Below are 26,468 nucleotides of genomic sequence, written 5' to 3'. Positions count from 1 at the left end.
GCGCGCGGGCCGCGCCGAAGCCGCTAGGACGCCGAGACGCGCACCAGCGCGCGGTCCCCGTCACGCAGGACGGCGATCCGGGTGCCGGTGTCGGGCACCTTCACCCCGAGCTGCGGCAGATCGGGGTGCCAGTAGACGCCACGGTGGTCGTCGAACACGGGGACGCCCGGACGAGCCGGGAACACGGCGGGAACGCCCGCCGAGTGCAGCCGGAGCCGGTCCGTGCGCGCGTTGCCGAACGGCGCGTCGAACACCTGGAGCCGCGCCCCGGCCGCCGCCCCACCGGCCCAGCGCAGCGGCTCGGGCCGGGCGTCGACGGGCAGGATCATGCCCTCGCCGGGGTGGTCGCGGGTGGTGTTGTCGCCGTACCAGGCGTCCCAGAGCCAGATGAGCACGCCCTGCTGGTACGGGTAGTGCTCGACCCGCTGGCTGCCGGTCCACCCGAAGTTGTACGGCCCGGTCCGCAGGTAGGCGTTGTAGCCGGTGTAGCGCCGGTTCTCGGCGAGATAGGCGCGGGAGAAGCGCTGCACGCCCACCTCGCCGCTGCGGGCGAAGCCCACCGCCGTCCACTCGCCCTCGCCCTGCTCGACGTCGTCGGCGAACACGCCGGGCACCTGGATGTCGTCCACCCGGAAGCCGGACTCGGAGGTGTTGGAGTCGGTCGAGTAGCGGAAGCGGAACCAGATCTTGCCGCCCGCGTACGGGCTCAGGTCGTAGGCGATCTCCCGCCAGTCCGAGCTTCCGGTGAGCGGCTGCCCGACCGGCGTCCAGGCCGCGCCGTCGCGGGAGACCTCGGCGTACAGGTAGTCGTAACCCTGCTCGATCGCGTACGCCGCGTGCGCCTTGAGCGTCGGCTCCGTGGCCCGGGAGAGGTCGATCTGCCGGGTGAGCGTCTGCTCAAGGTTGTCGCCCTTGCCGCTCCACCACTGCCACTCCCCCTGGTACGGCCGGCCCAGCGGGGTGCTGATCTCGCGCGCCGGCAGGTCCACCACGAGCGCCTGCGGATCGCGGGTGTTGTAGGAGCCGACGCCGAGGGTGTGCGTGGAGGGGGTGGCCGCGCGCGCCCGGTCGTAGGCCAGCCAGCCGAGCTGGAGCTTGCTCCAGGCGTCCAGGTCGCCGGCGTACTCGCCGAGCGGGCCGGTCCGCGAGCTCAGGTAGGAGCCGGACGACATCAGCGACCAGAAGTTGACCGAGTTGTCCCCGCCGCCCGCGTACAGGTCCGGCAGGCCGAGGTCGTGGCCGAACTCGTGGGCGGTCAGGCCGACGCCGCTGTTCTCCCCGGCCGTCAGGTAGTCGCCGACCCAGATGCCGGTGTCGCCGATCTGGGTGCCGCCGTTGCGGTTGCCCTCGGGGCCGGCCTGGCCGCGCTCGGGCCAGTAGGCGAAGTAGCGGTGGGCCCAGACGGCGTCCGCGCCCTGCGCGCCGCCGCCCCAGGTCTCGTCCACGCCGGCGTGCACGACCTGGTAGTGGTCCAGGTAGCCGTCGGGCTCGTCGAAGTCGCCGTCGTTGTCGTGGTCGTAGCGGTCCCAGACGTCATACTTGGCCAGTTCGGCGCGGATCTGCTCCACCGTCCTGCCCTTGGCCTTCTCGGCCTCGTACCAGGCGTTGGCCGAGTCGCGCACCAGGTCCCAGTTGTTCCAGCAGATGCCGCCCTCCTCGGGGGCGCACCGGTCGCTGCCGTAGCGGGCCTCGTTGTACGGCACGCGTACCCAGTCGCTGACGTAGCCGTCGAGGTCGTAGCGGCCGGAGGACTGGAGGCGGTAGTAGTCGCGCAGGGAGTTGCCGCCGGTCGCGAAGTAGGACTTCGCGTAGGAGGCGCGGTCGAAGTCGGGGCGCCAGAGGGTGTGGTTGTCGTCGGTGCCGCGCGGGTCGGGGATCGCGTTGTGGCGGGGGCCGGGCCGGCCGCCGTACTTGATCTGGCCGTCGATCTTCGTCTCGTTGTCCACCTTGTCGCCGAACTCGGCCAGGACGACGAAGACCTGGTCCTTGCGCTCCTGGGCGAGCTCGACGTAGCGGTGGCCGACCTTGACCGAGCGGCCGGGCCGCGCCTTGGACGCCGCCGCGTCCGGGGATAAGACGCCTTCGACGGCCTGCCTGCGCAGCGCCGCCTGCTCGCGTTGCTGCGGGCTGAGCGGGGAGATCTCCCTGCTCACCTTTTTCGCGGGTGGCGCCGCGGTTTCCGCCGCCGCGGCGGAGACGGGAGGGACGCCGAGCGCGGCGATCGCCAGCAGGGCGGCCGCCGCGGAGAGAGTGATTCGCATGGCATGTAACATGTCACACTTCAAGTCTCTCGTCTCTACCTCCGGCCGATCTTCCGGGAGGCGGATCCCGTCACTCGACGATCAGGTTGACCGGGATGTTGCCGCGGGTGGCGTTGGAGTAGGGGCAGACCTGGTGGGTGGCCTCGACCAGCTCTCGGGCGACCTCGGGGGCGATGTCGTCGGGCAGCTCGACGCGGAGCGTGGCGTCGAGCTGGAACCCGCCCGCGCCGTTGGGCGACAGGCCGATCTCCGCCGTGACGGAGGCGTCGGAGACGTCGATCCGCCTCTGTCCGGCCACCAGCCGCATGGCCGAGGCGAAACAGGCGGCGTAGCCGGCGGCGAAGAGCTGCTCGGGGTTGGTGCCCTCGCCGTCGCCGCCCAGCTCCTTCTGCAGGGCCAGCTTGACGTCCAGCCTGCCGTCGGAGGAGACCGCGCGCCCGTCGCGGCCCGCCGAGGTGGCGATGGCGGTGTACATGCTCATGACCGGTTGCCCTTCGTTCTGCTAGACAGACCTGTCTGTCTAGCTCGTTGAGCCTGAGACTAGACAGGTCTGTCTGGTAGCGTCAAGGGGTGAGCGCAGAGACGGCGAACGACCTCCGCCCGAGCCCGGCCCGCATCCGGGTCCTGGAGACGGCGGCGCGGCTGTTCTACGCCGAGGGCGTGCACTCGGTGGGGATCGACCGGATCATCGCGGCGGCGGGCGTCGCGAAGGCGACCTTCTACCACCACTTCCCGAGCAAGGACGAGCTGGTCCGGGCGTACATCGCCGAGCAGGGCGCGGTGCAGCGGGCCCTGGTCGACACGCTGCGCGCGGACTCACCCCGGGAGACGCTGGCGGCCGTCTTCGCGTTCATGTGCGAGTTCGGGTCCGGCGCCGGTTACCGTGGCTGCCCGTTCGTCAACACGGCGGCCGAGTACCCGGATCCGGCGCATCCCGTACGGAAGGCCATCGCCGAGCACCGGCGCTGGCACCGCGACCTGTACCGCGACCTCCTGGCGGCCGACGGCCACACCGACGCCGAACGTACCGCCGACATCCTCCTCCTGGTCAGAGACGGCCTGGTAGTGGGCTTCGACCTGGACGACCCGGCCACCGTCCGCGCCACGGTCAAGGAAACCCTGACCCGCATCCTCACCCCCTGACCCACCCCCACCCGCCCCACACCTCCGCACGCCTCACACCCCCCTGCGTGTCCACCGCTCTGCGTGCCCACCGCCCTGCGCGCCCTCCGCCCATCGCGCCGTCCGCGCCTGTCCGGGCCTTGGTGGCCTCCGTGTCCTTGGCGCCCTTCCCCCCTCCACCCCCTCGCCCTTCGCACCACAGGCTGGTTGAGCTGGGGGGATGCGGGCGGGAGAGGTGGTGGTTTGGTGGTTTGTGGGTAGTTTGTCTGGTATTACTGGGCAGCGCCGTTGCTCCCTTTCGCACCGTTTACGAGGCAGGCATGTCGTTGTCCCGAAATATCAGGAGAAGTGTGGCTGCGGCGGTGGCCGTCGTTCTCGCTCTGCTCATCGCCTCGCCCACGCCTCCGGCGGCCGCCGACACCCCCGCCCGGCCCAACATCATCTTCTTCCTCGTCGACGACCTGTCGGCCGACCTGCTGCCCTACATGGACACGGTCCGCGGCCTCGCCGAGGGCGGCACCACGTTCACCGACTACTACGTGTCCGACTCGCTCTGCTGCCCCTCCCGCGCCTCGATGTTCACCGGCCAGTTCCCGCACAACACCGGCGTACGGACCAACCAGGGCTACGACCGCGGCGGCTACGAGGCGTTCGCCCGGCACGAGAGCCGCACCTACGCCGCCTCCCTCCACCAGGCCGGCTACCGCACGGGCTACCTGGGCAAGTACATCAACGAGTACCCCGCCCGTCCCGGCTACCAGGTGCCGACCGGCTGGGACGAGTGGCACGTCTCCGCGGGCGGCGGCTACAACGAGTTCAGGTACCAGCTCACCCGCTACGTCAGGGAGGAGTCGGGCGACCGGCGCCCGATCGCCCCCTCCAAGGGCGACTACCTGGTCGACGAGCTGGCCCAGCGCGCGACCGGCTTCATCGAGCGCTCCCGCGAGCACGCCCCCGACCGGCCGTTCTTCCTCCAGGTCTCGCCCTTCTCCCCGCACAACCGGGTGGACGTCAAGCCCGGCGACACCGAACCGCGTTTCCCGCCCGCGCCGCGCGACCGCCCGAAGGACCGCTTCCCGGCCGGCGAGTTCCCGCACGGCGACTGCGGCGGCCCCGACTGCGACGGCATCGACGTGACCACCCTGCCCTCCTACGACGAGGACACCGCCGACAAACCGTCCTGGGTCCGCCGGGCGCCGATCGAGGCGAAGCGCGCCGAGGAGCTGCGCGAGGACTTCCGTGACCGGATCCGCATGGTCCAGTCGGTCGACGACATGGTGGGACGGGTGCTGTCCACGCTGACCGAGCCGGAGCGCCGCAACACCTACGTCGTGTTCGCCAGCGACAACGGCTTCCACCTCGGCCAGCACCGCCTGGTACGCGGCAAGTCCACCCCCTACGACCACGACGTACGGGTCCCGCTGCTGGTCAGGCGGCCGGTCACCGGAGAGCACGACCGGCGGGTGACCGGCGCGATCGCCCAGAACGTGGACCTGTTCGCGACCTTCCTCGACATGGCCGGCCTCGCCCCGGCGATCCGCGACAGCCGGGACGGCCGCAGCCTGCTCCCCCTCATCCAGGGCCGGCAGGTCGCCGACTGGCGGCAGGCGGCGCTGGTCGAGCACGTCAAGCCCGACCCGCGGACGCCCGGCAGGCCCGACCCCGACGCCGACCGGCTGAAGCAGGGCAACGCGCAGCCGCCCACCTACAACGCCGTACGGACCGCAGGAGAGCTGTACGCCGAGTACGAGGGCGACCCGAAGCCCGAGTACTACAACACCGTCACCGACCCCCACCAGGAGTCCAACGACCCCGGCAACGCCCGGACGGCGTACCTGGCCGGGGTCCTGCGCGGGCTGACGACATGCGGCGGACCCGGCGCGCCCGACTGCTGGACGGCCGCGCACCTGCGCTGAGGAGTACGGCAGAAGTTGACCTCCTTCGGTCCGGCGGTTGACGCGCCGGCCGCCGGTCCCCTCGTAAGTTGGGGCGGTCGGGAGCCCGAACCGAAGGAGAACGATGCGGTTCACGTCCGCCCTTGCCGGATTACTGATGTTCGCAGGCACGTTCGCAAACCCGGGGGTGGCGCAGGCGGCGCCCACACCAGCGGCCGGGTGCGCGGCCGTGCTGCCCCGGCCCGACGGCCACGGCATCACCTGCCTCGACGTGCGACGTCGCCCGCAGGGCGACGACTCGGAGCTGCGGGACGTCACGATGACCTCGACGGCGATCTTCCAGGCGTCCGGCGGTACCCCGGTCATCGACCCGCTGTCGCGCCCGATCACCGTCCGCGTCTACCTGCCGAAGGACTACGACCCCTCGCGCGCCACCCCCTACCGGGCGCTCTACCTGCTCAACGGCGGCGGCGACGGCTACGACTCGTGGACCACCAAGGCCGACCTCGTCTCCCTCGTCCGGACCGCGGGCTCCTTCGACGGCATCGTGGTGATGCCGACCGGCGGGATGACCGGCTGGTACGCGGACTGGGCCGGCCGTACGGACGGATATTTCGCGCCGAAGTGGGAGACGTACCACATCGAGCAGCTCATCCCGTGGATCGACGCGAACTTCAACACCGTCGCCGACCGGTCGGGACGCGGCCTGGCGGGCCTGTCCATGGGCGGCTACGGCACGCTGCGGTACGCGGCCGCGCATCCCGGCGTCTTCTCGGTGATCGGTGCCTTCTCGCCCGGCATCGACCTGCGCGCCAGGCCCGCACAGCGCACGATCTCCGACTCCATGTGGCAGTCGGGCGCGGCGATCGAGCTGACCGACCTGGGCGAGTTCCGCGTCAACAAGTACGACAACGGCAGCCCGCTGCCCGTCCTCGACCAGGAGGTGCAGCGCCGCTACCGCCTGGACACCCTGTTCGGCCCGCACACCACCACGGTCTTCCACGGCCGCACGGTCGACGACTGGCCCGCCGCCAACCCCGCCGACCTGGTCACCCAGGGCAGGTACGCCCCCTACGACGGACGGCTGGCCCTGTACGCCGGCGGCTGCGCGAGCCTCCCACGCGTCCCGGACGGCACCGAGCCCGCGCCCGCCGCGTGCGGCTACGACACCAGGGCGAGCGACGACGCCGCAGCCGTCAGCGAGCCGATCCTCGGGGCGTACGCGAGCGAGTTCGACGCCACGCTGACCGGCCTCGGCGTCGGCCACCGCTACTGCTACAGCAGGGGCGGCCACGACTGGAACGCCTGGTCGGCCTACCTGGTCGACTTCCTCCGGTACGCCTACGGCACCGCCCCCGCCCGCTGCCCCTCACTCTGACGCCTCAGCCCGCTTCCAAGTCGGCCACAAGTACCGGCCGGTAGTCCTGGACCGGTGACGAACCATCTTCCGATCCGCGTCCTTACCTCCCTGGGCGCCGCCGTCCTCACGCTGACCGCGCTGAGCACGGCGGCCGCCGCCGACCCCGCGAGCTGGAGGTGGGGCGCCCTGCACTCGGCCGACGGCCTGGCGACCGCCCGGGGCAAGGTCGTGGCGGGCCAGTCGGGCCTGGCCGTGACCGGCACCCTCGACGACGACCACGGCAAGGGCTGCTCGTGGGTCCTGATCAGGTACCAGAGCGCGAGCAACGGCCGCTGGCGCACGCACGGCGTCTACAACTGCGTGCCGGGCACGGGCTCCTTCCGCAAGAACGTCGGCGGGGCGCTGCAGATCCGGGCGCAGGTGTGCCGCGGCACCTCCGCGCGGCCCGTCGGCCGGTGCTCACGGTGGCGCACCATCTACACCCAGGGCGGCTGATGCCCGCGCACGCTCCGCCGTCCTCCGGGGCGTCAATCGGCGCGCTTCTTGCCGGCGATGATGTAGAGCACCAGTTCGCCGCAGGCGCGGCAGACCGTCATGTCCCCGTCGGCTCCCACGTGGGCGGGGACGGCCCGCGCGCCGCAGAACGCGCACGGCCGCTCCACCGGCTCCCGCTCGCCCCGCACGGTCCCGGCCGTCGCCAGCAGCGCGCACCCCAGGCAGATCGAGACCGACTTGCCGACGACGAGGTCGGCGGGGTCGGGCGCCGAGCCGCAGAAACCGCACTGGAACACCGCCGTCACCCCGATCCAGTCGCTCGGGCGCGCGTGCTCGCCGGACAACACCATCCGCAGGATGCGCAGGCAGCGGCCGGCGACCTCGTCCGTGACGCCCGCCCGCTCGAGGTCGGCCCGGAGCTCCGCCCGCGCGCCGGGGTCCTCGGGCGGGAGCGCCTTCAGCAGACCGAGCAGCGCCTCGTCGAGCGCGCGCAGGGCGTCCGCGGCGGAGGTGACGAGATCACTCATGCCGCGCCGCCGGTGAGCGGCGGGCCCGGAATGCCATGCGCTTCCTCGTACGCCCTCTTCGCGCGGCCGAGCCATTTGCCCGCGCGGCTTCTGCGTAATATCGCGATCCGCATCCACCATGCGTTATCAGCGGCTGTACCGGAAACGCTTCCCGGCGATGACCGTTCTAGAATTCTGGACCACCCCGAGTCAATGGGCGGGGCCTCCGGACCGAAGGGCATGAATTCATGCGCCCGGAAATCGGCGGCGAACTCGGCGGGGCCGGCGCGAAGGAGCGCCGGAGTGCCAGGCGCGGGCTTCATCTGCTCAGCCCCTGCCACCACCTGCCAGGAACCCGCAGCTCACGGCCGCGTAACGGCGCCTGGCGGGCACGCCGGCAGGCGCCCCGGGGTGTCGAGTATTCGCATCCTTAAGCAGGGTCACACATTCCCTCATTTCCGGCGGAGGCGCTGGCGCCCCTTTCGCGGCCATCATCGCCCCGGCCCAATAAAGCGTCAACGGGCGACGGCCCTACATTTTCCCTATATTGCGGCGTGGCGCCGTCTTGCGCGCCCCGGGTTGTCCCGGCACGCTGGCAGACGTGGCGGATAACCGTACTGGAAAGGGCCGCGCGCGAGCGGCGCGCAGATGGTCGGCCGCGCCGCGCAGCCAAATGTTCAGCCTTCCGGAAATCCTCGCCAAGCTCGCCGACCCCGACCGCGAGGCGCCCGGGGATCCGGAGCTGCGTGACTTGTTCGAACGCGACCAGGACGACCGGCGCGACGGCGTGCCCGGCGACGGCGGCGAGCGCGGCCTGGCCCGGCGGGCGCGATGCATGGAGAAGTTCGCGGCCGGAGAGGTCCGCTCGCCGGGCGACTACTACCACCTGGCCACGGTGATGCAGCACGGCGGGCTGGCCGAGCACTACCACCTGGCCTTCGAGCTGGCGCGGCGGGCGGCCGACGCCGGTTGCCGGCCCGCCCGCCGGCTGGCGGCCTCGGCCCTCGACCGGTGGCTGCTGCACATGGGCCTGCCCCAGCGCTACGGCACCCAGTACGTCGACACCGGCGGCCGCTGGTCCCTCTACCGCGTCGATCCCGTCACCACGGACGCCGAACGCACGGTCTGGGACGTCCCGCCGCTGGCCGAGGCCCTGGCCCAGGCCGAGGAGATGAACCACGCCGACGGCCTGGGCTGACGCCCACGCCCGACCACCCCGGCCTCGGACGATGAACGGCCGGCCTGCGGTTCAGAAACCGGACACGACCTTTGCCACGGGTTTTCCCGGAATTCCCAGGCCGCGGCGGGCCGGCGGGTGAACCTGACCATGACATGTTCCCGTCCCGGTCGAAACAGGCAGGTTCCCATGGTCAGACGGGCTCTCGTGGCGCCGGTCCCGCTCGCTCTCTCGCTGGTCGCCACCCTCGCGGTCGCGCCGCCGGCCCAGGCGGTGACGCTGGAGGAGAAGCTCACCGCGCTCTCGGGGTTCACGCAACCCACCGCGTCCAGCGCCGAGGCCTGGCGGGACGCCTGGGCCGACCGGGGGTCGTGGGCCGACTTCGGCTTCGACTGGTCGAGCGACGGCTGTACGAGCAGCCCCGACCAGCCGCTCGGCTTCGACTTCTCGATCGCGTGCCGGCGACACGACTTCGGCTACCGGAACTACCAGGCCGTCGGCGACTTCCAGGCGAACAAGGAGCACATCGACCGGGCGTTCCTCTTCGACCTCAAGCAGGTGTGCACCCAGTACCCGTTCTTCCGTCAGCCGAGCTGCAACGCGCTGGCCAAGCTGTACTACCAGGCGGTCCGCCACTACGGCGCCCCTCGCGGCACCGGCGGGGGGATCGGGCGGGTACCGGACAGAGAGTCTCTAGGGCAGCAGGGCGCCGCTGAGTCCGCAGACGGCGGTGACAAGATGTTCGCCCAGAGCCCGCCAGGATTCTTCGACTGAACCGGCGGCGGCGTGGCCGGCCGCCAGGTCGGCCTCCAGCTCGGCGCTCATGTGGACGACGAGCAGCCGGATCATCGCCGCCTGCCGCTCGGACAGCTCGCGCTCCCGGTCGCGCATCGACGGCGGGCGCAGCAGCTCCAGCCGGCGGAACGAGGGCGTGCTCAACGTCGCCCGCGCCGCGTACTCGCGCAGGGACGGCTCCACGACGGCCTGGGCGAGGAACCGCCCGTACCAGGACGGGGTGCCCAGCTCGATGTGGTGCTCGATGCTCGGCGCGATCGCGCACGTGATCCAGTCGCGCAGCGACACCTCGCCCGACGTCTCCAGCGCGGCCACCATCGGCAGGCGGTGCCGGTCGACGGCGGCCGCGTGACGGGACAGGATCGCGTGGATCAGCTCGTCACGGGTGCTGAAGTGGTATTGGACGGCGGACTTGTTCCGCTGGCCCGCGGCCTCGCGGATCATCCTGATCGACACGTGCGCGAAGCCGTGCTCGGCGTAGAGCCGCTCCGCGGTCTGCATGATCCTGTCCTTGGCCCGGATCGAGCGGGGAGACGGCGCGGCGACCGCCGTACTGACGTCCATGACCGGTCCTCGATCTCGTTTCCACCACCGTCCCCGAACGCTATCCCATGCCACCGGCGGAGGTCAGCGGGTCACCAGGTGACCCACACGTCCTGGAGGCCGCCGGACAGGCCGCCCGTGCGCAGCCGCAGCTCGCCGGGGTCGTCGCGGAGCCGCAGGCCGGGCAGCCGCCGCGTCAGCAGGTCCAGGACGACCTGCAGCTCCACCCTGGCCAGCGGCTGGCCGAGGCAGTAGTGGCGGCCGGCGCCGAAGGTGAGGTGCTGGCCGCTGTTCTCCCGGCGCGGGTCGAACCGGTCGGGGTCGGCGAACTTGGCCGGGTCGCGGTTTGCCGCCGGGATGTTGGGGATCAGCGTGCTGCCGGCGGGCACGGTGACCTCGCTCAGCTCGACGTCCTCGGTGATGAAGCGGGGCACGCCGCCGATGGCCGACAACGTGCTGTCCAGCCGCAGGACCTCCTCCACGGTGCCCGGGACCAGGTCGGGGTCGTCGATCACGGCCTCGTAGCGCTGCCGGTCGGACAGCAACATCGCCGTCATGATGGCGATCATGTTGGACGTGGTCTCGTGGCCGGCCAGCAGCAGCCCGCGCACGGTGGCGATGAGCTCGTCCTGGCTGAGCCTGCCGTCCTCGGCGTCGGTGATCTGGGTCAGCTCGCTGAGCAGGTCGTCACCGGGGTCGGCGCGGTTGCGGTCGATCAGGTCCGACACGTACGCGTTGAACTCCCGGTAGGCCGTGTCGACCTCCTCCTGCGTGTTGCGCGTCAGGGTCAGCATCGTGCGCGACCAGTGCGCGAACTTGTCCTGGTCCGAGCTCGGCGCGCCGACCAGCGCGCAGATGACCCGTACCGGCAGGGGCAGGGCCAGGCCGGACGACAGGTTGCCCGGGGAGCCCTTGGCCAGCATGGAGTCGAGGAGGTCCTCGGCCATGGCCTGGACCCGGGGGCGCCAGACCTCCATCTTCCGGGCCGTGAACCAGCGGCTCAGCAGGCGCCGCCAGCGCATGTGGCCCTCGCCCTCGCCGATGTCGCCGGCGTCCTTGCGCCGGTTGAACAGGCCGCCGTCCTCGGTGGTGGACAGCCGGGCGGCGCCCTCGCGGGCGAGGTCGCGGCTGAAGCGGGGGTCGGCCATGACGGCGCGGGCGTCGTCGTACCTGGTCACCAGGGCCGCCACGTCGCCGCTGGGCAGGCGTACGTGGGCCACGGGGCACTTCTCCCGCAGGTCGGCGAGTTGTGGGGGCGGTTCCAGCGCCGTGGGGCGGTCGAAGGGGAAATCGGGGATCGCGTCAGCGGTCATGCGTCCTCCAGCTTGAAAGCCCGACACTTCGGAATATAAGGCGATCGCCTTATTTGAGGCAATCGTCTTGACTGGATGGATTACTGCGGGTGCGGGAAATCTACCCAGGCGTTGCCTCCCCTTGGGAAAACCCGCGCGGCCCTCCGAGCTGGCACGCATCGCATTACCGCGATACGTCGATGAGTCACTATGATCTGATCCATGGCGGAGGCTCCACTTATGACCGATTCCGAGCTGTCCGAGGCGTTGCGGGTACTGGCGAACCCGACCCGGCTGCGGCTGCTGTCGTGGTTGCGGGAGCCGGAGCGCCACTTCTCCCTGGAGGGGGCGATCGCCGACCCGGCGGAGGTCGGGGTGTGCGTGACGCACATCCAGGCCAGGGTGGGCCTGGCACAGTCGACGGTGTCGGCGTACCTGAGCGAGCTGCAGCGCGCGGGGCTGGTACGCGCCACCCGCGTGGGCAAGTGGACGCACTACAAGCGCGACGAGCGGCGCATCGCCCAGCTCGTCGCCACACTCGGCCGCACGTTGTAGAAGCCGGCCGTACCCGCCCTACGGCAGAGGCCGGTTTCCATATATCGACGTTTCGCGATATGTCTATCATCCTGGCGATCGACATGACGATAAGGGGATGTCCCATGGGCACCATCGACGGCCTGGATTTCGGCACGTACGGGATCTACACGTTCGACTTCGAGCACGTGCCTGCCGCGCACATGCGCGAGTCGATCCAGGAGCTGGAGGAGCAGGGGTGGGGGGCGTTCTGGATGCCCGAGCTCCTGGGCCGCGAGGCGCTCACGCACGCCGGCTTCCTGCTGTCGTGCACGCGGCGGATGCACATCGTGAACGGCATCGCCCAGATCTGGGCCCGCGAGGCCAGGTGGACGTACGGCGCCGCCCTGCTGCTGGCCGACGCCTACCCCGACCGGCACGTCCTCGGCCTGGGTTTCGGCGGCGAGCCCCGCCCCGGGACGACCCCGCTGACGGCCATGCGGGCCTACCTCGACGAGCTGGACGAGCTGGAGACCGTCAACCCCGCCCCGAAGTCAGGCGTGCGCCGCCTGCTGGCCGCGTACGGACCCAAGATGCTCGAACTGGCCCGCGACCGCGCGGCCGGCGCGCAGACCTACCACGTCAACGTCGCGCACACCGCCGAGTCACGGCGGCTCCTCGGCCCGGACGCGTTCCTGGCCGTCGAGCATCCGGTGCTGTTCGAGACCGACCCCGCCAAGGCCCGCGCCGCCGCCCGCGAGCACCTGCGCCCCTACCTGGGCACCCCGTACAACGTGGCGAAGTTCCGGCGGCTCGGATACGCGGAGGACGAGATCACCGGCGGCGGCAGCGACCGCCTGGTGGACGACTTCGTCTTCTGGGGCGACCTGGACACCGTCGTCAGCAAGCTGCGTGCCCACGTGGACGCGGGCGCCGACCACGTCGCCGTGCAGGTGATCGGGATCGAGCCGGGCCGGACGGCGATGCCCCACTGGCGCGAGCTGGCCGGCGCCCTCTCCCCCGGCCGCGCCTGAACACCACCTCCAGATATACAAACGATCGGTCGTTAATATAGTTTGGCGGCATGACGTCCGAGACCGCCGCCGGCCCGTGCGCCGCATGCTGACCTCACGCTGGATCCCCGGCCCCGAGAGCGACCGGCAGGGGCCGCTGGTCGCCGCCCTGACGGACTTCCGCATGCGGCGGCTGCTCGACCTGCCCGGCATCGCCCGGCACGGCCGGTCCCTGAGCCGCCACTGGCCCGGCCTGCCGGGCGCGGTGGGCATGTGGCTCTGGGTGGACCTCGCCGGCCGCCGGGTCGGCTCGCTGTCGGTGTGGCGGAGCGAGGAGGATCTGCGGGGGTTCGTCCGGTTGCCCGAACACGTCGCGATCATGCGTGCCTATCGCGACCGGGGCACCCTGCGCTCCCGTACGTGGCCCGTCGACGCCCTCGACCGGGGCGCCCTGCTGCGATCACTGCGCTGACCCGCCCCTCGCCGGCCGATCCGGCCGGCGGGCCCGCTCATGGCGGACCGTTCCGCGGGCACGCTAGGGTCGGGCGGGAACGGCAGCCGGAAGGCGGGGACGCATGGCGTGGGCAGCCCGGGTGGTCGCCGTCGTCATGGCCGTGGTCTCGCCGGTGCTGGTGCTCGCGGCGGTCCTGATGTACGCGGCGCTGCCGCCGGAGTGGCGGCTGCCGGAGATCTTCAGCCCGCTGGCCGCGGCGGGGGTCACCTTCCCGGCCTTCAGCGCGTTCCTCATCGTGCACCGGCCGCGGCTCAGGCTGGCGTGGCTGATGTGCGCGGGCGGTCTCGGCGGCGCGGTCAACACGTTCTGCCAGTCGGCGATGCTGGCCGCCGCGGCCGGCGGGGACCTCGCGCTGGCGGGGCTGCTGAGGTTCCCCGCGCAGGTCGGCTGGGCGGTGTCCGGGCTGCTGCTGGAGATGTTGCTGCCGCTGTACTCCCCCGACAGCAGGCTGCCGTCGCGGCGCTGGCGTCTGGTGGTGCTGCTCGGCGCGGTGTCGACCGCGGTGGAGCTGGCCCACATGTTCCTGCGTCCCGACCCGCCGGCCGAGGGCTATCCGCTGCCCGCGGTCATCCCCAACCCGTTACAGGTCCCGGAGCTGGCGCCGATCTGGCCGGTGGTGACGGTGGTGGCCTGGACCGGGATCCTCTCGACGCTGCCGCTGGCGGCGTGGTCGATGTTGCTGCGCTTCCGCCGGGCCGACCCGGTCGTGCGGCGGCAGATCGGCTGGCCGCTGTTCTCCTTCGGCGGGTACATCGTCTTCATGCTCGCCGGCGTCGTCGTGCCGGAGCTGTACTGGTTGTCGATCGGGTGGGCGACGATCATCCCCGTGTCGATGGTGATCTCGGTGACCCGCTACCGGCTCTACGGCATCGACACCGTCGTCAGCCGGACGTTCGTCGCCGCCGGGCTGCTGGCCGTGGTCGGCGGGGTCTACTTCGGGGTGGCCACGCTGTCGAGCCTGCTGGTCTCGGGGTACCACCAGGTCGCCGGGCTCGCCTCCGCGCTGCTCACGGGCGCGTTCTTCCAGCCGTTGCGGCGGGCGCTGCAACGCGCGGTCGACCGCCTGCTCTACGGGCCGGTGGGCGATCCGCGCGTGCTGGCCGAGCGGCTGGCGCAGGAGGTGCGCCGGGGCGATCCGGCGCAGGCGCTGGCGGCCGTGATCGGCGTCCTGCGCGAGGGCCTGGCGGTACGCGGCGTCGCCGTCGAGGTGACCAGCGGCGAGCCCGGCCACCCGGTCAGCGTGGCGAGCACGGACCGCGGGCAGGTCGGCGACTCCCCGCGCGAGGTGCCCCTGATCTGGCACGGCGAATGGGTGGGGCGGCTCCTGGTCGGCCCGCCCGCCGCGCGCCGCTTCCCCGCCGCGCACGACGAGCGGGTGCTGGACACGCTGGTCCCGTACGCGGCCGACGTGGCCCACGCGGTCCGCCTGGCCGCCGACCTGCAACGTTCTCGCGAACGGATGCTGGCCGCCCGCGAGGAGGAGCGCCGCCGGCTGCGCCGGGACCTGCACGACGGCCTCGGCCAGACGCTCAGCGGGCTGGCCATGACCGTCAACATGGCCCGGCTCAGCCTGAAGAGCTCGCCGGAGGCGGCCGACGGGCTGCTGCGCGAGCTGCGTACCGGCATGGACGCCGTCACGGGCGACCTGCGGCAGCTGGTCTACGGCCTGCGCCCGCCCGCCCTGGACGACCTGGGCCTGGCCGCCGCCGTACGGGCGCTGGCCGCGCCGGACGGCCCCGCGGCGGAGGTGATCGCCGAGGGCGACCTGACCGGCCTGCCCGCCGCCGTCGAGGTGGCCGTCTACCGGATCGCGCAGGAGGCGCTGACGAACGTGCGGCGGCACGCGCGGGCCACCCGCGTCCGGGTCGAGCTGCGCCGCGAGCCCGGCGCGCTGCGCCTGCTGGTCGCCGACGACGGCAGGGGCCTGCCGCCGGAGCACCGGTCCGGCGTCGGTCTGACCTCGATGCGCGAGCGCACGGCCGAACTGGGCGGGATCTGCCTGGTCAGCGGCGCCCCGGGGGCGGGCACCACGGTGGAGGTCATGCTGCCCGTCCAACCCTGACCGTGCGCCTTACCGGCCGGACGCCCTCCTGTCACATAGAGTGCTGGACGATCACTCTCGGTAACTCCCATGGAGGTGTCCATGAAGCTCAAGGGCCGTATCGCCTGCGCCGTGGCCGGTGGCGCGCTGCTGACCGTCGCGTTCACCACCCCGGCCGCGGCCGACTCGCTGGCCGCCGGCGGGCCCGTCGGCGCGCTGCTCCAGCCGGTGCTGGACGTGTTCAACATGGTCAACGACACGTCCACCCTCGGCGCCCTGCTGCCCGGCGGCATCATCACCGCCCGCTGACGTTCGCCCTCCCCCCGGGGCGACCGTGCACTGCCCCCCGGGCCCGGCCTGGGCGTACCGTGGTTCGCGGCGGTCACGGCGGAGGGCGGGTAGCAGCGTGCAGGGGTGGGAGCCGTCCACTGTCGTCAGTGACGAGCTGGTCGATCCGTCGCCGGTCGCCGCGCTCGCGGCCCTGTTCGACGACGGCGTGCCGGTCCCGGGGCCGGGTGCGGAGCTGCCGCCGCTCTGGCATTGGGCGGCGCTGGCGCGCTGGCCCGTCTCGTCCGCGCTGGGGGGCGACGGGCATCCCGTACGCGGCTCGTTCCTGCCGCCCGTCGGCCTGCCGCGGCGGATGTTCGCCGGGGGCGAGGTCGTGTTCCACGGGCCGCTGCGGGTCGGCGAGACCGTACGCAGGCAGAGCACGGTGGAGTCGGTCGCCGAGAAGTCCGGACGGTCGGGACGGCTGGTCGTGGTGGTCGTGCGCACCCGGCTGACCGGCCAGGACGGCAGTCCCGGGCTGGAGGAGCGGCAGGACCTGATCTACCGCGAGGCCGTGGCGCCCACCGGCCCGGCGGCGACGGCCGAGGAGGCCGTGGCGGTGCGTGCCGCCGGTTCCCCGTTCCGCAGGGCGGCCGCCTGGGAGTGGCACTTCGACACCGATCCGACCCTGCTCATGCGGTTCTCGGCCGCCACCGCCAACGCCCACCGCATCCACTACGACTGGCCGTACGCCACCCGCGTGGAGGGATATCCCGGCCTGCTGGTGCACGGGCCGCTGATGACGCTCGCCCTGGCCGAGACGCTGCGGCTGGAGAGACGGCCCGAGCGGGTGACGCGGGTCGCACACCGCAACAACCGGCCGCTGTTCTGCGGGCACCCGGCGCGGCTGCTGGGCCGCAGCACGGCGGACGGCTTCACGCTCGACCTGATAGGCCCGGAGGGCGCGACGACCGGCCCGCACACCACCCTGACCGTGACGGCCGGGTAGGCGCCGCCCACGACCTCCGAAGACCGCGCGCCGCCCGTCAGGGGGCGATGACGTGTTCGGCGAGCTCGCGGGCGGCGGCGGCCGGGCCGGTGCCGGGGCGGGTCGCGCCGACGGCGAGGGTGCCGTCGATGAGGATGAGGAGCTGGTCGGCGGCGTGGTCGGGGCGCGGGTGGCCGAGCGCGGTCAGCTCGCGCGCCAGCAGCTCGTGCACGTGCCGGCGGTAGTCGCGGGTGATCTCGTGCGCGGGATGGCCGGGGTCGGTCAGGCCGAGGTCGGCGGCCAGGTAACGGCAGCCGTGGAAGCCGGGCATGGCGACGATCTCGCCGATCCGGTCGAAGACGGCCAGCAGGCGCTCGCGCGGGTCGTGGCCGGCGGCGTCCATGGTACGGCGGTAGTCGGCGGCGTCGGCGTCGGCGGCCGACCTGAGCACCTCGACGATCAGGCCGTCCTTGCCGCCGAAGTGCTCGTACAGCGAGCGCCGGGCCACGTTGGCCGCCTTGAGCAGGGCGTCGACGCCGACGTTCACGCCCTGGCTGTAGATCAGCTGGTCGGCGGCCGTCAGCAGGCGCTCCCGGGGGCCCGGTCCCGTACGAACTGTCATGCGTTCAGGTTGCCACGGGTTGACGAGTAGATCAACCGGTCGATATACATAGATAGACCGATCGATCTACTCGCTTCCTTCTGGAGGAACCGTGTCCTTCCCGTCCACCGCCGACGTCATGGAGCGCTTCAACCGGGCCTTCGTCGAGCGTGACCGCGGCCTGCTCGGCGACCTGGTCGCCGAGGACTGCGTGATGGAGTCCGTCCAGCCGGCCCCCACCGGCGAGCGCGTCACCGGCCGCCAGGCGTGCCTGGACTGGTGGGGCGCGCTCGTGGACGACCTGACCAGTGCGTTCGAGCCGCAGGAGGTCATCGTCGCCGGTGACCGTGCCACCATCCACTGGCACTACCGCTACGGCCCCGGCCCCTCCGACTGGGTCAGCGGCGTGAACCTCATGCGCGTCCGCGACGGTCAGATCGTCGAGGCACTCGGCTTCAGCAAGACCGCCGGCGAAGTTCCCCTGGCCACCGCCTGATGGACGTCATGCGCAGCTACCACGTCGACAGCGGAGCCGGCATCGAGGGCCTGTCGATCAAGGAACACCCCGTCCCGGCTCCCGGCCCCGGGCAGGTGGTGGTCGCGGTACGCGCCACCTCCCTCAGCTACCGCGAGCTGTTGATCCTGCGCGGCGACTACGTGCTCCCGGTGAAGCCGGACGTGGTGCCTATCTCCGACGGCGCCGGCGAGGTCGTCGCGACCGGCCCCGGCGTCGAGTCGGTCGGCGTCGGCGACCGGGTCACCGCCACCCTGTTCCCCAGCTGGCAGGACGGCCCGTTCGCCCTGCGGCACCTGCCGCAGCTCGGCGGCTCGCTGGACGGCATGCTCACCGAGTACGCGCTGCTCGACGAGCACGCGCTCGTGCCGATCCCGGCCCACCTGTCCTACGAGGAGGCCGCGACGCTCCCCTGCGCCGCGGTCACCGCCTGGAACGCCCTGACCGGCGACGGCTCCGGCCCGCTGCCCGGCCGGACCGTCGTCACCCAGGGCACCGGCGGGGTGTCGCTGTTCGCGCTGCAGTTCGCCAAGGCGCTGGGCGCCCGGGTGATCGCCACGACCAGCAGCCCGGCCAAGGCCGAGCGCCTGTACGCGCTGGGCGCCGACGAGGTCGTCGACTACCGGGCCACCCCCGACTGGGCGGCCAGGGTGCGCGAGCTGACCGCGGGCGAGGGCGCCGACCACGTCATCGACGTCGTCGGCGACCTCGGGCTGTCGCTGGCGGCCAGCGCGATCGGCGGCCAGGTCGCCAGCGTCGGGTTCGTCCTCGGCGACCCGCCGCCCCTCGACGCGCGGGCGGTCTTCCGGGCGGGAGCCACGCTCCGGGGCATCGCCGTCGGCAGCCGCGCGCAGTTCCTGGCCATGAACCGGCTCATCGAGACCCACCGGCTGCGCCCGGTCATCGACCGCGTCTTCCCTTTCGACCAGGCGCCCGACGCCTACCGCCACTACCTGTCGGGCGGGCCGTTCGGCAAGGTCGTGATCACCGTGTGAGCCGGTCAGCCCCGGGCGCCGACCGGGCGCAGCGGGCGGGGCGTGACCTGGAGTTTCACCACGCCCTCGCGATACGACAGCGCCTCCCAGACGAGCCAGTCGTCGCCGACGTCGGCGGCGCCGGCAGGTTCGTAGGTGAGATGGAACTCCCCTCTCATGCCGTCGATGAAGTTGATCTCCGTGTTGCCGGGATCGTCGCGGACCCGCTCGTAGACGGCCTCCAGGCCGCGTCCGCGGAGCTCGGCGCGTACCTCGCCCACCCGGCGGTCCTTCACCGTGACGCCTTCGAGCCTCTCGCCGCGCTCCGTCGCCCCGGCGGCCGCCCGGTAGAGCTCGTCGCGGACGGCGGGCCTGCCGAGCTGGGCACGCACCGGGCCCGTGAAGCCGGCGGGAACGCGGAACGTGAGGTGGCACCCCGCCTGGCCGATCCGGCAGCCTTCGGGTTCGAGGCCCCCCTGGAACTGGCCGTCCGCCCGGACGCCCCTGGCCAGGACGAGGTCCCCCACCCGCGCGGGCGAGGCCGGTACGAGCTGGAGCTCGACGTCCAGGCCCACGGCGGCGAACGCCTCGGCGTACTTCGCGGACTCGGCGAGCGGGTCCTTGATCCTGGCCACCCATGCGCCGCCCTCCCGGGTGACCGCGATGGCCGCGTTGGCGTACGACGTCACCACTCCGGGCGGCAGCGCCGACAGGACCGCCAGCAGGACGGCCGCGAGGATCGCCGTCGCAGGCGCGAGCACCAGCAGCCGCACGCGCCCGCGCCGTGGCCGCGCGCGTTCCCCGGGCCGCCAGCCGATCCGGGCGGCCAGCTCGCCGGGGTCGGGCAGCGGGATCTGCGCCCTCATCCGCTCGACCTGCTCGATCTCACGCATCGGCGGTTCCTCCAAGCGCTTCGCGCACCTTCGTCCGGGCTCTGTTCAGGCGCGAGCGCACGGTGCCCACGGGGATGTCCAGCACGTCGGCGACCTGCTGGTAGCTCAGCTCGCCCCAGGCGGTGAGCAGCAGCACGTCGCGGTCGCCCTTGCGTAGGGCGGCCAGCGCGGCGGCCAGCCGAGGGCTCTCCGCCTGCGCGCTGACCTGCTCGGCGACGCGATCGGCGTGGCCGTCCAGCACCGGGTCCACGCCGGTGCGCGTCAGCGCGCGCAACATGCGCAGCTCGGACCGGTGGTGCCGGCTGATCAGGTTGGTGGCGATCCGCCACAACCACGGCCGCACCTCGCCCCGGCCGGGGTCGTAGCGGGCGCGGATCCTGAAGGCCGTGTGGAACGTCTCCGCCACGATGTCGTCGGCGAGGTCGCCGCCGAGGCGGCGGGCGGCGTAGCGGTGCAACGGCGGGGCGTGCCTGCGGAACACCTCCCCGAAGCAGCCGGGATCCTCCAGGGAACGCGCGACCAGCAGCGCGTCGTCCCTCTCCTCGCCGAGCAGGTCAGGTGGGCCCATCGATGTCCTATCGCCGTACTGCGGGCTTACATCCATTACTAGCCCGGTACGGCGTCAGGGGTTCGCGACGGCGCCCTAGCAGGGGGTTTCGTGGAACTCCGGGTACGAGCCGCGGGTGCCCACCCACGTCACGTCGCCCACGCAGTTCTCGTACTTGACGCCGACCACCGTGGTGCGGGTGGAGTCGCTGTAGTAGTACGTCTCGCAGTGGAAGTCGATCTGGCAGGCGCGGGCCTGGGCGGGCGAGCCGACGACGGTGAGGGCGCCGAGGGCGAGCAGGACGGCGAGCGATGCGCGGCGAATCATGGAGATCCTCTCTGACGCGAGGAAGCGCTACTGCCCTCGATGATCGATCGCCGGAGCGAACAGTTCAATACGGTTCATGGCAGTTCAATGCGGTTGATGCCGGGTACCCCATCGCGAAGGCGAAATGATCGCCCCTGTCACCGACATAGGATCTTTTCATCTGGTAGATGGCCGATTGTCGAAAGGCTTCCATGACCCACCCCCTCAGCCGCCGGTCCGCCCTGCTGGGGGCCGCGGCCGTGGCCGGAGTCGCTCTGTGGGAGAAGCCGGCCGAGGCGGCCGGCGCCGCCGCGTTCGACGCGGCCCGGGAGCGATGGGTGAGCCTGCTGGCCGGCGCCACGTACGACCCGGCGTACCTGGACAAGACGCAGGCCGTCGAGGGTTCGGCCAACGCGGTGCTGCGCAAGATGAACCCCGCGCCCGGCCGGCCGAGCCTGTGGCCCGACCTGCCGCTCGACGACCCCCGTACGGGCAACTTCAACCGCGCCTACAACCGCATGCGCACGCTGGCGCTCGGCTGGGCCACGCCGGGCACCGACATGCACCGGGACCAGCGGGTCGCCGAGACCGCGGCCAGGGCGCTGGACTTCCTGTACGAGCACGCCTACCGCGAGGGCCTCGACCGCCGCGGCAGCAACTGGTACTGGTGGGAGATCGGCGTCCCGCGCGCGCTGACCGACACCTGCGCCCTGCTCTACGACGGACTGCCCAAGGACGACCTGCGCCGCTGGCTGCGTCCGCTGCGCCACTGGTGCCCCGACCCCGAGCGCCGCGTCAGCCATCCCGGCGTGGTCGAGACCGGCGCCAACCGGGCGAGCAAGGCCATGGCGGTGGCGATGCGCGGGCTGCTCACCCACGACGCCCGCCTGCTCAAACGGGCCAGGAAGGCCGTCTCCGACCTGCTGCGCCGCACCGGCGGGCCGGGCGACGGCTTCTACCGCGACGGGTCCTTCATCCAGCACGGCGTGTTCCCCTACAACGGCAGCTACGGCGTGGACTACCTGGAGAGCGTGGCCAAGCTGATCGCCATGCTCGCCAGATCACCGTGGGAGATCCGCGACATCGGGAACGTCTACGACATCGTCGACCGCTCGTTCACACCGTTCATCTTCGACGGGCTGATGATGGACTGCGTGCGCGGCCGGCAGATCTCGGTGCAGGGCCACCGCGACCACCACTCGGGGCAGAAGGCGGTCGAGGCCATCCTGACGCTGCTGGAGACGGCGCCCGAGCGCCACGCCCGGCGCTGGCGGCCGATGGTGAAGGGCTGGCTCACCCGCAACCAGGCCGTCCCGTACGCCGCGGTCGCCCCGCTGGCGAGCGTCGCGCGGGCGCAGGCCCTGCTGGCGGACGCCTCGGTGCCGGTCGGCCCCCGCACGACCGGCACGTACGTCTTCGCCGACATGGACCGGGTCGTGCACCGGCGTCCGACCTGGGCGTACGCGATCGCGATGAGCTCGGAGCGCATCGGCGCGGCCGAGGGCATGAACCAGGAGAACCTGCACGGCTGGTACACCGGCGACGGCATGACGTACCTCTACACCGCCGACCTGACCCACTGGAACGACGACCTGTGGCCGACGATCGACCCGTACCGGCTGCCGGGCACCACGGTCGACACCCGCGGGCGCGCCGACCTCCCGCACGGCGCGCGCCGCCGGCCGCCCACCCCGTGGGCGGGCGGCGCGGCGCTCGACGGCGAGTACGGCGTGGCGGCGATGAGGCTGATCGCCGACGGCTCCTCGCTGCGGGCCAGGAAGGCGTGGTTCCTGCTCGACGACGGCGTGATCGCCCTCGGGTCCGGCATCACCGCCTCCGACGGCCGCCGCGTCGAGACCGTCGTGGAGAACCGCAACACCCACGGCGCCCATCCCCCGCTGACCCGCGGCGACGGCTGGGTCCACCTGTCCGGCGTGGCCGGATACGCGCTACTCGACGGCGCCGAGGCGAAGGTGATCCGCGAGCGGCGCACCGGCCGCTGGCGCGACATCGACACCGGTGCCACCACCGGCGGCGACCGGACCCCCGTCACCAGGCACTACACGACGATCCTGGTCGACCACGGCGTCGATCCGCGCCGGGCCCGCTACGCCTACGCCGTGTTGCCCGACGCCACCGCCGAGCAGACCGCGGCCTACCGCGGGCGGGTCGAGATCCTGGCCAACTCCCGCACGGTGCAGGCCGTCAGCCGGGACGACCTGATCGCCGCCGTGTTCTGGCGCGCGGGGGCCGTCGAGACCCCGCACGGGCCGCTGGCCGCCGACGGCCCGTGCGCCGTGCTGCTCCGTCACGACCGCCGCCACCGGGTCCGGCTGGCCGTCTCCGACCCGTCCAGGACCGCCGACGAGGTGCGGATCAAGCTGCCGTGGCCGGTCAGGTCGGTCAAGGAGGGCGACCGGGGGGTGCGCCGGTCCAAGCGGGCGGTCAAGGTCGAGGTCGGCGGCAGCCGCGGGCACACCCGTACGGCGGTCGTCCGCGTCTGAACCGGGCCGCCGTTCAGGAGGCACCGGCGGGGGCGTGCGGCAGGAGCTCCGCCACGGGGACGCCGGGGTCGGCCAGCCGGCGCGGATCGGCGGTGTGCCCGGCGGCCACCAGGGCCCTGAGGTGGCCGGCGGCGCCCTGGCCGTCCATGGTCAGGGCGGCCACCGGGACGCCGCGGTCGAGCCAGAAGGCGGTGAACCCGGGTTCGCCCGGCTCGCCCCTGGTGACGACGCGGTCGGAGGTGGTGGGGAGGCCGACGTATTCGAGGGTGGAGCCGTACTGCGTGGAGAAGAAGTACGGGACGTGGTCGATGGTGACCGGCTCGCCCACCAGCGTGGCCGCGGCGGCGGTCCCGTGGACGACGGCGTTGTCCCAATGCTCGATCCGGACCGGTTTCAGGTAGCGCGGGTGCCGGTGGCGGGCGACGTCGCCGGCGGCCAGCGCGGCCGGGTGCGAGGTGCGCAGGTGGCCGTCGGTGACGATGCCGCCGTCGACGCGCAGCCCCGCCGCCTCGGCCAGCTCGGTGTTGGGGACGACGCCCACGGCGACCACGACGAGGTCGGCCGGGACACGCCGCCCGGCGACCGTGCGTACCGCCTCGACCGAGCCCGTCCCGAGCACGGCCTCGACGCCGTCGCCGGTGAGCAGCTCGACGCCGTGGTCGAGGTGCCGGCGGGCGACGGCGCCGCCGATCCGGTCGCCCAGCACGTGGTAGAGCGGCGTGGGCAGCGGGTCGACGACGGTCGTGCGCACGCCGAGCGCGCGGGCGGCGGCGGCGACCTCGCAGCCGAGCCAGCCGGCGCCGACCACGACGACGGCGGAGGCCGCGCGCAGGGCCGCGCCGAGGCGTTCGCTGTCCTCGCGGTCGCGCAGGTAGTGGACGCCGTCGAGGTCGGCGCCCGGAACCCGGAGGCGGCGCGGGCGGGCGCCGGTGGCGATCAGCACCTGGCCGAACGGCAGCTCCACGTTGCGCCCCAGCTTCACCCGCCGGCCGTCGAGGTCGAGCAGGGTGGCGGGGGCGCCGAGGGCCAGGGCGACGTCCTGGGCGGCGTAGAACCGCGGGTCCAGGACGTCGAGCTCGGCGGCCTCGGTGGTGCCCAGCAGGTAGCCCTTCGACAGCGCGGGACGCTGGTAGGGCAGGGGGTGCTCGTCGCCGACGAGCGTGATCGGCCCGTCGTAGCCGTGGTCGAGCCGCAGGGCCCGCGCGGCCTGCGCGCCGGCGAGGCTGGCGCCGATGATGACGATGCCGGGATCGGCGGGCATGGGGACGCTCCTTGTGAACGGGACGGGGTGGCACGAGGGGTCAGACGACCTGGAGGTTGGCCATCATGGCCATGTCCTCGTGCTCGGCGTTGTGGCAGTGGAAGAGGTAACGGCCGCGGTAGCCGTCGAACCGGGTGATGATCTCCACCGACTCGCCCGGACGCAGGGAGACGGTGTCCTTCAGCCCCGCGTCATGGGGCAACGGCGGCCGGCCGCTGCGCGAGAGCACCCGGAAGCCGACCAGGTGCAGGTGGACGGGGTGGTGGACGTCGGCGACCATCCGCCACACCTCGACGTCGCCGAGGCCCACGGTGACGTCGGACCGGGCGGGGTCGAACGGCAGCCCGCCGATCAGCCAGCCGCGGCCGTCGTGCATCCGGCCGGCGCGGAAGGAGAGCTCGCGCACCCGTACGGCGTCAGCCCGCCGCCACTCCGGCAGGTCGGTGGACAACACGCGCGGGACCCGGCTGTCGTCGGCCGCGGCGCGCGCGACCCGGAAGGCCATCACGTCCCTGGTACGGCCCGAGCCGAGCCGGTTGACGATCCGGACGCGCCCGCCGACCGGGACGCGGGCGAAGTCCACGACCACGTCGTAGCGCTCGGCCGGCGCGATCGGCAGGACCTGGTGGGTGACGGGGGCCGCGAGCAGCCCCTGGTCGGCGCCGATCTGCACGAGGTCGAGCCGACGCCCGTCGTCGAGCACGGCTTCGAGCTCGTAGTGGCGGGCGTTGGAGGCGTTCAGCAGGCGCAGCCGGTAGCGGGCCGCGTCCACCTCGTGGACGGGCCAGGGGGCGCCGTTGACCAGGATCACGTCGCCGAGCACCCCGGCTATGTACGGTTCGAGCACGCCCGGCCGCTCCCGCAGGGTGGGGTCCAGGGCGGGGTAGGCGAGCTCGCCCTCGGCGGTGAACGCCCGGTCAGCGATCATGAGCGGCAGCTCGCGCGGCCCCGAGGGCAGGCCGAGTGCCTGCTCGGCGTCGTCGCGAACGATCTGCAGCCCGGCCAGGCCGCGCCAGATCGCCGGGGCGGTGAAGTCCATCCGGTGGTCGTGGTACCACAGCAACGTCGGCCGCTGGTCCAGCGGGAAGGTGTAGTCCCTGGTCCGCCTGCTCAGCACGGCCCGCGGGTCGCGCATGTTCCCCATGCCGGAGCCGTGTGCCATGTGCATGGTGGGCTCCGTCCAGCCCTCGGGCAGCACGAGGTCGGTCGGGTAGCCGTCGGAGGCGGCCGGGGTGCGCCCGCCGTGCAGGTGGACGACGGTCGGCACGGGCAGGTCGTTGCGGTGCGTCACGGTGATCGGCCGGCCCCGGCGCGCCTCGATCGTCGGCCCGGGGAAGGTGCCCCCGTACGTCCAGGCCCGGGTCCGCACGCCGGGCAGGATCTCCAGCGTCGTCTCGCGCTGGACGATCTCGTAACGGTCGGCGCCGCCCGCGGTGCCGGACGGCGCCAGCACGGCGGGGATCGGCAGCGGCACCTGGAACGGCGGCGGCAGCGGCAGGTCGCTGCGCAGCTCGGCGCCGGTGATCGAGGGCCGCCGGGCCATCGCGGCCGAGGCGCCGAGCCCGGTGGCCGCCATCAGCCCGAGCGCGCCGCCGATGCCGAGCGCCTGCCGCCTGGTCACGCCGCGGGCCGGCCGGTCGAGCTCAGGCATCGCGGGCCGCCCGGCGCGGGAAGGGCCGGCGCCACACGTCGATGAACTGCACCGTGAGCGCGGCGACGGTCGCCACCCCCAGCGGGATGTGCAGCCACAACGCGCCGTCGAGCCCGGCGAAGTACTGCGCCGTCTCGGCCGCCACCACCGCCGCCGTGGCCAGGAACGGCCCGCTGCGGCGCAGGCGCGCCCACACCACGATCGCCACGATCAGCTGCAGGTAACCGACGGAGGTGACCACGTCGGCGCCGATGGAGTGCCAGCGCAGGCTGTCGTAGTCGCCGGTCAGGTACACGCCGGCGAACACCGGCTGCCCGGCGATCGCCACCATGTGGGCGCTGACCGTCGCGCGCAACGTCCAGCCCACGGGTGCCGTGCGGCGCGTGGCATCGGCTCGCGGCCCGTCGAGCACGCTGAGCATCGGGGGTCCTCCTC

General features: G+C 72.8%; 27 protein-coding genes. 15 read left to right on the top strand and 12 right to left on the bottom strand.

Features of this window, described 5'->3' with window-relative positions; all coding sequences use genetic code 11:
- Positions 1-23 precede the first annotated feature (23 nt).
- Both ABZ444_RS31175 and ABZ444_RS31170 read right to left on the bottom strand, forming a co-directional pair.
- Positions 24-2,261, bottom strand: a complete 2,238-nt coding sequence (locus ABZ444_RS31175) for an immune inhibitor A domain-containing protein (RefSeq protein ID WP_358004471.1) — start codon at positions 2,259-2,261, stop codon at positions 24-26.
- Positions 2,262-2,331: 70 nt separating this feature from the next.
- Positions 2,332-2,742 (bottom strand): organic hydroperoxide resistance protein, encoded by a 411-nt coding sequence (locus ABZ444_RS31170; RefSeq protein WP_358004468.1) that lies wholly within the window; start codon positions 2,740-2,742, stop codon positions 2,332-2,334.
- 89 nt (positions 2,743-2,831) lie between these two features.
- Between ABZ444_RS31170 and ABZ444_RS31165 the strand changes: the two genes are divergently transcribed.
- From ABZ444_RS31165 to ABZ444_RS31150, 4 genes are all read left to right on the top strand, one after another.
- Positions 2,832-3,404, top strand: coding sequence for a TetR/AcrR family transcriptional regulator (locus ABZ444_RS31165; RefSeq protein ID WP_358004465.1), 573 nt, complete (start codon positions 2,832-2,834; stop codon positions 3,402-3,404).
- 329 nt (positions 3,405-3,733) lie between these two features.
- Positions 3,734-5,299, top strand: coding sequence for a sulfatase (locus tag ABZ444_RS31160; RefSeq protein ID WP_358004462.1), 1,566 nt, complete (start codon positions 3,734-3,736; stop codon positions 5,297-5,299).
- 103 nt (positions 5,300-5,402) lie between these two features.
- Entirely contained in the window at positions 5,403-6,656 is a 1,254-nt protein-coding gene (locus ABZ444_RS31155; RefSeq protein ID WP_358004459.1) for an alpha/beta hydrolase-fold protein, read from the top strand.
- A 54-nt stretch (positions 6,657-6,710) separates the two neighbouring features.
- A complete protein-coding gene (locus tag ABZ444_RS31150; protein ID WP_358004456.1) occupies positions 6,711-7,133 on the top strand; it encodes a hypothetical protein in 423 nt (140 codons plus the stop codon).
- 32 nt (positions 7,134-7,165) lie between these two features.
- On the opposite strand, the gene ABZ444_RS31145 is transcribed toward ABZ444_RS31150, so the two are convergent.
- Complete coding sequence (locus ABZ444_RS31145) at positions 7,166-7,660, bottom strand: hypothetical protein (RefSeq protein ID WP_358004453.1); 495 nt, start codon at positions 7,658-7,660, stop codon at positions 7,166-7,168.
- Positions 7,661-8,312: 652 nt separating this feature from the next.
- Between ABZ444_RS31145 and ABZ444_RS31140 the strand changes: the two genes are divergently transcribed.
- Both ABZ444_RS31140 and ABZ444_RS31135 read left to right on the top strand, forming a co-directional pair.
- Positions 8,313-8,837 (top strand): hypothetical protein, encoded by a 525-nt coding sequence (locus tag ABZ444_RS31140; RefSeq protein ID WP_358004450.1) that lies wholly within the window; start codon positions 8,313-8,315, stop codon positions 8,835-8,837.
- Positions 8,838-9,005: 168 nt separating this feature from the next.
- On the top strand, positions 9,006-9,590 hold the full coding sequence (locus ABZ444_RS31135; RefSeq protein WP_358004447.1) for a phospholipase: 585 nt from the start codon (positions 9,006-9,008) through the stop codon (positions 9,588-9,590).
- Here the strand turns inward: ABZ444_RS31135 and ABZ444_RS31130 are convergent.
- Together ABZ444_RS31130 and ABZ444_RS31125 are read right to left on the bottom strand one after the other, a co-directional pair.
- A complete protein-coding gene (locus ABZ444_RS31130) occupies positions 9,510-10,175 on the bottom strand; it encodes a helix-turn-helix domain-containing protein (RefSeq protein ID WP_358004444.1) in 666 nt (221 codons plus the stop codon). The two genes, ABZ444_RS31135 and ABZ444_RS31130, sit on opposite strands and share 81 nt — an antisense overlap.
- Positions 10,176-10,246: 71 nt before the next feature.
- Complete coding sequence (locus ABZ444_RS31125; RefSeq protein ID WP_358004441.1) at positions 10,247-11,467, bottom strand: cytochrome P450; 1,221 nt, start codon at positions 11,465-11,467, stop codon at positions 10,247-10,249.
- Between the two features lie 219 nt (positions 11,468-11,686).
- Between ABZ444_RS31125 and ABZ444_RS31120 the strand changes: the two genes are divergently transcribed.
- The 6 genes from ABZ444_RS31120 (at position 11,687) to ABZ444_RS31095 (ending at position 16,803) form a co-directional block, all read left to right on the top strand.
- Positions 11,687-12,001: a metalloregulator ArsR/SmtB family transcription factor gene (locus ABZ444_RS31120; RefSeq protein ID WP_358004439.1), complete on the top strand. Its 315-nt coding sequence runs from the start codon at positions 11,687-11,689 to the stop codon at positions 11,999-12,001.
- Positions 12,002-12,105: 104 nt separating this feature from the next.
- On the top strand, positions 12,106-12,993 hold the full coding sequence (locus tag ABZ444_RS31115) for a TIGR03620 family F420-dependent LLM class oxidoreductase (RefSeq protein WP_358004436.1): 888 nt from the start codon (positions 12,106-12,108) through the stop codon (positions 12,991-12,993).
- A gap of 85 nt (positions 12,994-13,078) precedes the next feature.
- Positions 13,079-13,444 carry a hypothetical protein gene (locus tag ABZ444_RS31110; protein ID WP_358004433.1) on the top strand — a complete coding sequence of 122 codons (366 nt, stop codon included), beginning with the start codon at positions 13,079-13,081 and terminating at the stop codon, positions 13,442-13,444.
- A 103-nt stretch (positions 13,445-13,547) separates the two neighbouring features.
- Complete coding sequence (locus ABZ444_RS31105) at positions 13,548-15,548, top strand: sensor histidine kinase (RefSeq protein WP_358004430.1); 2,001 nt, start codon at positions 13,548-13,550, stop codon at positions 15,546-15,548.
- Between the two features lie 81 nt (positions 15,549-15,629).
- On the top strand, positions 15,630-15,836 hold the full coding sequence (locus ABZ444_RS31100) for a hypothetical protein (RefSeq protein ID WP_358004428.1): 207 nt from the start codon (positions 15,630-15,632) through the stop codon (positions 15,834-15,836).
- Between the two features lie 97 nt (positions 15,837-15,933).
- Positions 15,934-16,803, top strand: a complete 870-nt coding sequence (locus ABZ444_RS31095) for a MaoC family dehydratase N-terminal domain-containing protein (protein ID WP_358004425.1) — start codon at positions 15,934-15,936, stop codon at positions 16,801-16,803.
- 37 nt (positions 16,804-16,840) lie between these two features.
- Here the strand turns inward: ABZ444_RS31095 and ABZ444_RS31090 are convergent, their stop codons facing one another.
- On the bottom strand, positions 16,841-17,404 hold the full coding sequence (locus tag ABZ444_RS31090; RefSeq protein ID WP_358004422.1) for a TetR/AcrR family transcriptional regulator: 564 nt from the start codon (positions 17,402-17,404) through the stop codon (positions 16,841-16,843).
- A gap of 91 nt (positions 17,405-17,495) precedes the next feature.
- On the opposite strand from ABZ444_RS31090, the gene ABZ444_RS31085 reads away from it, so the two are divergent.
- Together ABZ444_RS31085 and ABZ444_RS31080 are read left to right on the top strand one after the other, a co-directional pair.
- Positions 17,496-17,879 carry a nuclear transport factor 2 family protein gene (locus tag ABZ444_RS31085; RefSeq protein WP_358004419.1) on the top strand — a complete coding sequence of 128 codons (384 nt, stop codon included), beginning with the start codon at positions 17,496-17,498 and terminating at the stop codon, positions 17,877-17,879.
- Positions 17,879-18,892, top strand: a complete 1,014-nt coding sequence (locus tag ABZ444_RS31080) for an NAD(P)-dependent alcohol dehydrogenase (RefSeq protein ID WP_358004416.1) — start codon at positions 17,879-17,881, stop codon at positions 18,890-18,892. Before ABZ444_RS31085 ends, ABZ444_RS31080 begins: the two co-directional genes overlap by 1 nt.
- Positions 18,893-18,897: 5 nt before the next feature.
- Here ABZ444_RS31080 and ABZ444_RS31075 read toward each other — a convergent pair whose 3' ends face one another.
- From ABZ444_RS31075 to ABZ444_RS31065, 3 genes are all read right to left on the bottom strand, one after another.
- Positions 18,898-19,764 (bottom strand): hypothetical protein, encoded by an 867-nt coding sequence (locus tag ABZ444_RS31075; protein ID WP_358004413.1) that lies wholly within the window; start codon positions 19,762-19,764, stop codon positions 18,898-18,900.
- Positions 19,757-20,332, bottom strand: a complete 576-nt coding sequence (locus tag ABZ444_RS31070; RefSeq protein ID WP_358004410.1) for an RNA polymerase sigma factor — start codon at positions 20,330-20,332, stop codon at positions 19,757-19,759. Before ABZ444_RS31070 ends, ABZ444_RS31075 begins: the two co-directional genes overlap by 8 nt.
- Before the next feature lie 75 nt (positions 20,333-20,407).
- Positions 20,408-20,638, bottom strand: coding sequence for a DUF6289 family protein (locus tag ABZ444_RS31065; RefSeq protein WP_358004407.1), 231 nt, complete (start codon positions 20,636-20,638; stop codon positions 20,408-20,410).
- Positions 20,639-20,829: 191 nt separating this feature from the next.
- Between ABZ444_RS31065 and ABZ444_RS31060 the strand changes: the two genes are divergently transcribed.
- Positions 20,830-23,121, top strand: coding sequence for a polysaccharide lyase 8 family protein (locus tag ABZ444_RS31060; RefSeq protein WP_358004404.1), 2,292 nt, complete (start codon positions 20,830-20,832; stop codon positions 23,119-23,121).
- A 13-nt stretch (positions 23,122-23,134) separates the two neighbouring features.
- Here ABZ444_RS31060 and ABZ444_RS31055 read toward each other — a convergent pair whose 3' ends face one another.
- From ABZ444_RS31055 to ABZ444_RS31045, 3 genes are read right to left on the bottom strand one after another with little or no spacing between them, the layout of a single operon-like run.
- Positions 23,135-24,382, bottom strand: a complete 1,248-nt coding sequence (locus ABZ444_RS31055; RefSeq protein WP_358004401.1) for an FAD-dependent oxidoreductase — start codon at positions 24,380-24,382, stop codon at positions 23,135-23,137.
- 40 nt (positions 24,383-24,422) lie between these two features.
- Complete coding sequence (locus ABZ444_RS31050; RefSeq protein ID WP_358004398.1) at positions 24,423-26,033, bottom strand: multicopper oxidase family protein; 1,611 nt, start codon at positions 26,031-26,033, stop codon at positions 24,423-24,425.
- Positions 26,026-26,454 (bottom strand): hypothetical protein, encoded by a 429-nt coding sequence (locus tag ABZ444_RS31045; protein ID WP_358004395.1) that lies wholly within the window; start codon positions 26,452-26,454, stop codon positions 26,026-26,028. The genes ABZ444_RS31050 and ABZ444_RS31045 overlap by 8 nt, the downstream gene beginning before the upstream one ends.
- Between the last annotated feature and the right edge of the window lie 14 nt (positions 26,455-26,468).

The sequence above is a fragment of the Nonomuraea sp. NPDC005730 genome, assembly GCF_040630865.1.
Classification (GTDB): domain Bacteria; phylum Actinomycetota; class Actinomycetes; order Streptosporangiales; family Streptosporangiaceae; genus Nonomuraea.
Note: the sequence above shows the minus strand (reverse complement) of the source record. Positions and strands in the feature narration are given on the sequence as shown.

Excerpts from the sequence above, each read along its gene's own strand:
- ABZ444_RS31120 (WP_358004439.1), top strand. The coding sequence starts at position 11,687 with ATGACCGATTCCGAGCTGTCCGAGGCGTTGCGGGTACTGGCGAACCCG.
- ABZ444_RS31170 (WP_358004468.1), bottom strand. The coding sequence starts at position 2,742 with ATGAGCATGTACACCGCCATCGCCACCTCGGCGGGCCGCGACGGGCGC.
- ABZ444_RS31050 (WP_358004398.1), bottom strand. The coding sequence starts at position 26,033 with ATGCCTGAGCTCGACCGGCCGGCCCGCGGCGTGACCAGGCGGCAGGCG.
- ABZ444_RS31125 (WP_358004441.1), bottom strand. The coding sequence starts at position 11,467 with ATGACCGCTGACGCGATCCCCGATTTCCCCTTCGACCGCCCCACGGCG.
- ABZ444_RS31075 (WP_358004413.1), bottom strand. The coding sequence starts at position 19,764 with ATGCGTGAGATCGAGCAGGTCGAGCGGATGAGGGCGCAGATCCCGCTG.
- ABZ444_RS31080 (WP_358004416.1), top strand. The coding sequence starts at position 17,879 with ATGGACGTCATGCGCAGCTACCACGTCGACAGCGGAGCCGGCATCGAG.
- ABZ444_RS31110 (WP_358004433.1), top strand. The coding sequence starts at position 13,079 with ATGCTGACCTCACGCTGGATCCCCGGCCCCGAGAGCGACCGGCAGGGG.
- ABZ444_RS31140 (WP_358004450.1), top strand. The coding sequence starts at position 8,313 with ATGTTCAGCCTTCCGGAAATCCTCGCCAAGCTCGCCGACCCCGACCGC.
- ABZ444_RS31155 (WP_358004459.1), top strand. The coding sequence starts at position 5,403 with ATGCGGTTCACGTCCGCCCTTGCCGGATTACTGATGTTCGCAGGCACG.
- ABZ444_RS31145 (WP_358004453.1), bottom strand. The coding sequence starts at position 7,660 with ATGAGTGATCTCGTCACCTCCGCCGCGGACGCCCTGCGCGCGCTCGAC.
- ABZ444_RS31130 (WP_358004444.1), bottom strand. The coding sequence starts at position 10,175 with ATGGACGTCAGTACGGCGGTCGCCGCGCCGTCTCCCCGCTCGATCCGG.
- ABZ444_RS31100 (WP_358004428.1), top strand. The coding sequence starts at position 15,630 with ATGAAGCTCAAGGGCCGTATCGCCTGCGCCGTGGCCGGTGGCGCGCTG.
- ABZ444_RS31105 (WP_358004430.1), top strand. The coding sequence starts at position 13,548 with ATGGCGTGGGCAGCCCGGGTGGTCGCCGTCGTCATGGCCGTGGTCTCG.
- ABZ444_RS31060 (WP_358004404.1), top strand. The coding sequence starts at position 20,830 with ATGACCCACCCCCTCAGCCGCCGGTCCGCCCTGCTGGGGGCCGCGGCC.
- ABZ444_RS31135 (WP_358004447.1), top strand. The coding sequence starts at position 9,006 with ATGGTCAGACGGGCTCTCGTGGCGCCGGTCCCGCTCGCTCTCTCGCTG.
- ABZ444_RS31090 (WP_358004422.1), bottom strand. The coding sequence starts at position 17,404 with ATGACAGTTCGTACGGGACCGGGCCCCCGGGAGCGCCTGCTGACGGCC.
- ABZ444_RS31070 (WP_358004410.1), bottom strand. The coding sequence starts at position 20,332 with ATGGGCCCACCTGACCTGCTCGGCGAGGAGAGGGACGACGCGCTGCTG.
- ABZ444_RS31115 (WP_358004436.1), top strand. The coding sequence starts at position 12,106 with ATGGGCACCATCGACGGCCTGGATTTCGGCACGTACGGGATCTACACG.
- ABZ444_RS31045 (WP_358004395.1), bottom strand. The coding sequence starts at position 26,454 with ATGCTCAGCGTGCTCGACGGGCCGCGAGCCGATGCCACGCGCCGCACG.
- ABZ444_RS31055 (WP_358004401.1), bottom strand. The coding sequence starts at position 24,382 with ATGCCCGCCGATCCCGGCATCGTCATCATCGGCGCCAGCCTCGCCGGC.
- ABZ444_RS31065 (WP_358004407.1), bottom strand. The coding sequence starts at position 20,638 with ATGATTCGCCGCGCATCGCTCGCCGTCCTGCTCGCCCTCGGCGCCCTC.
- ABZ444_RS31175 (WP_358004471.1), bottom strand. The coding sequence starts at position 2,261 with ATGCGAATCACTCTCTCCGCGGCGGCCGCCCTGCTGGCGATCGCCGCG.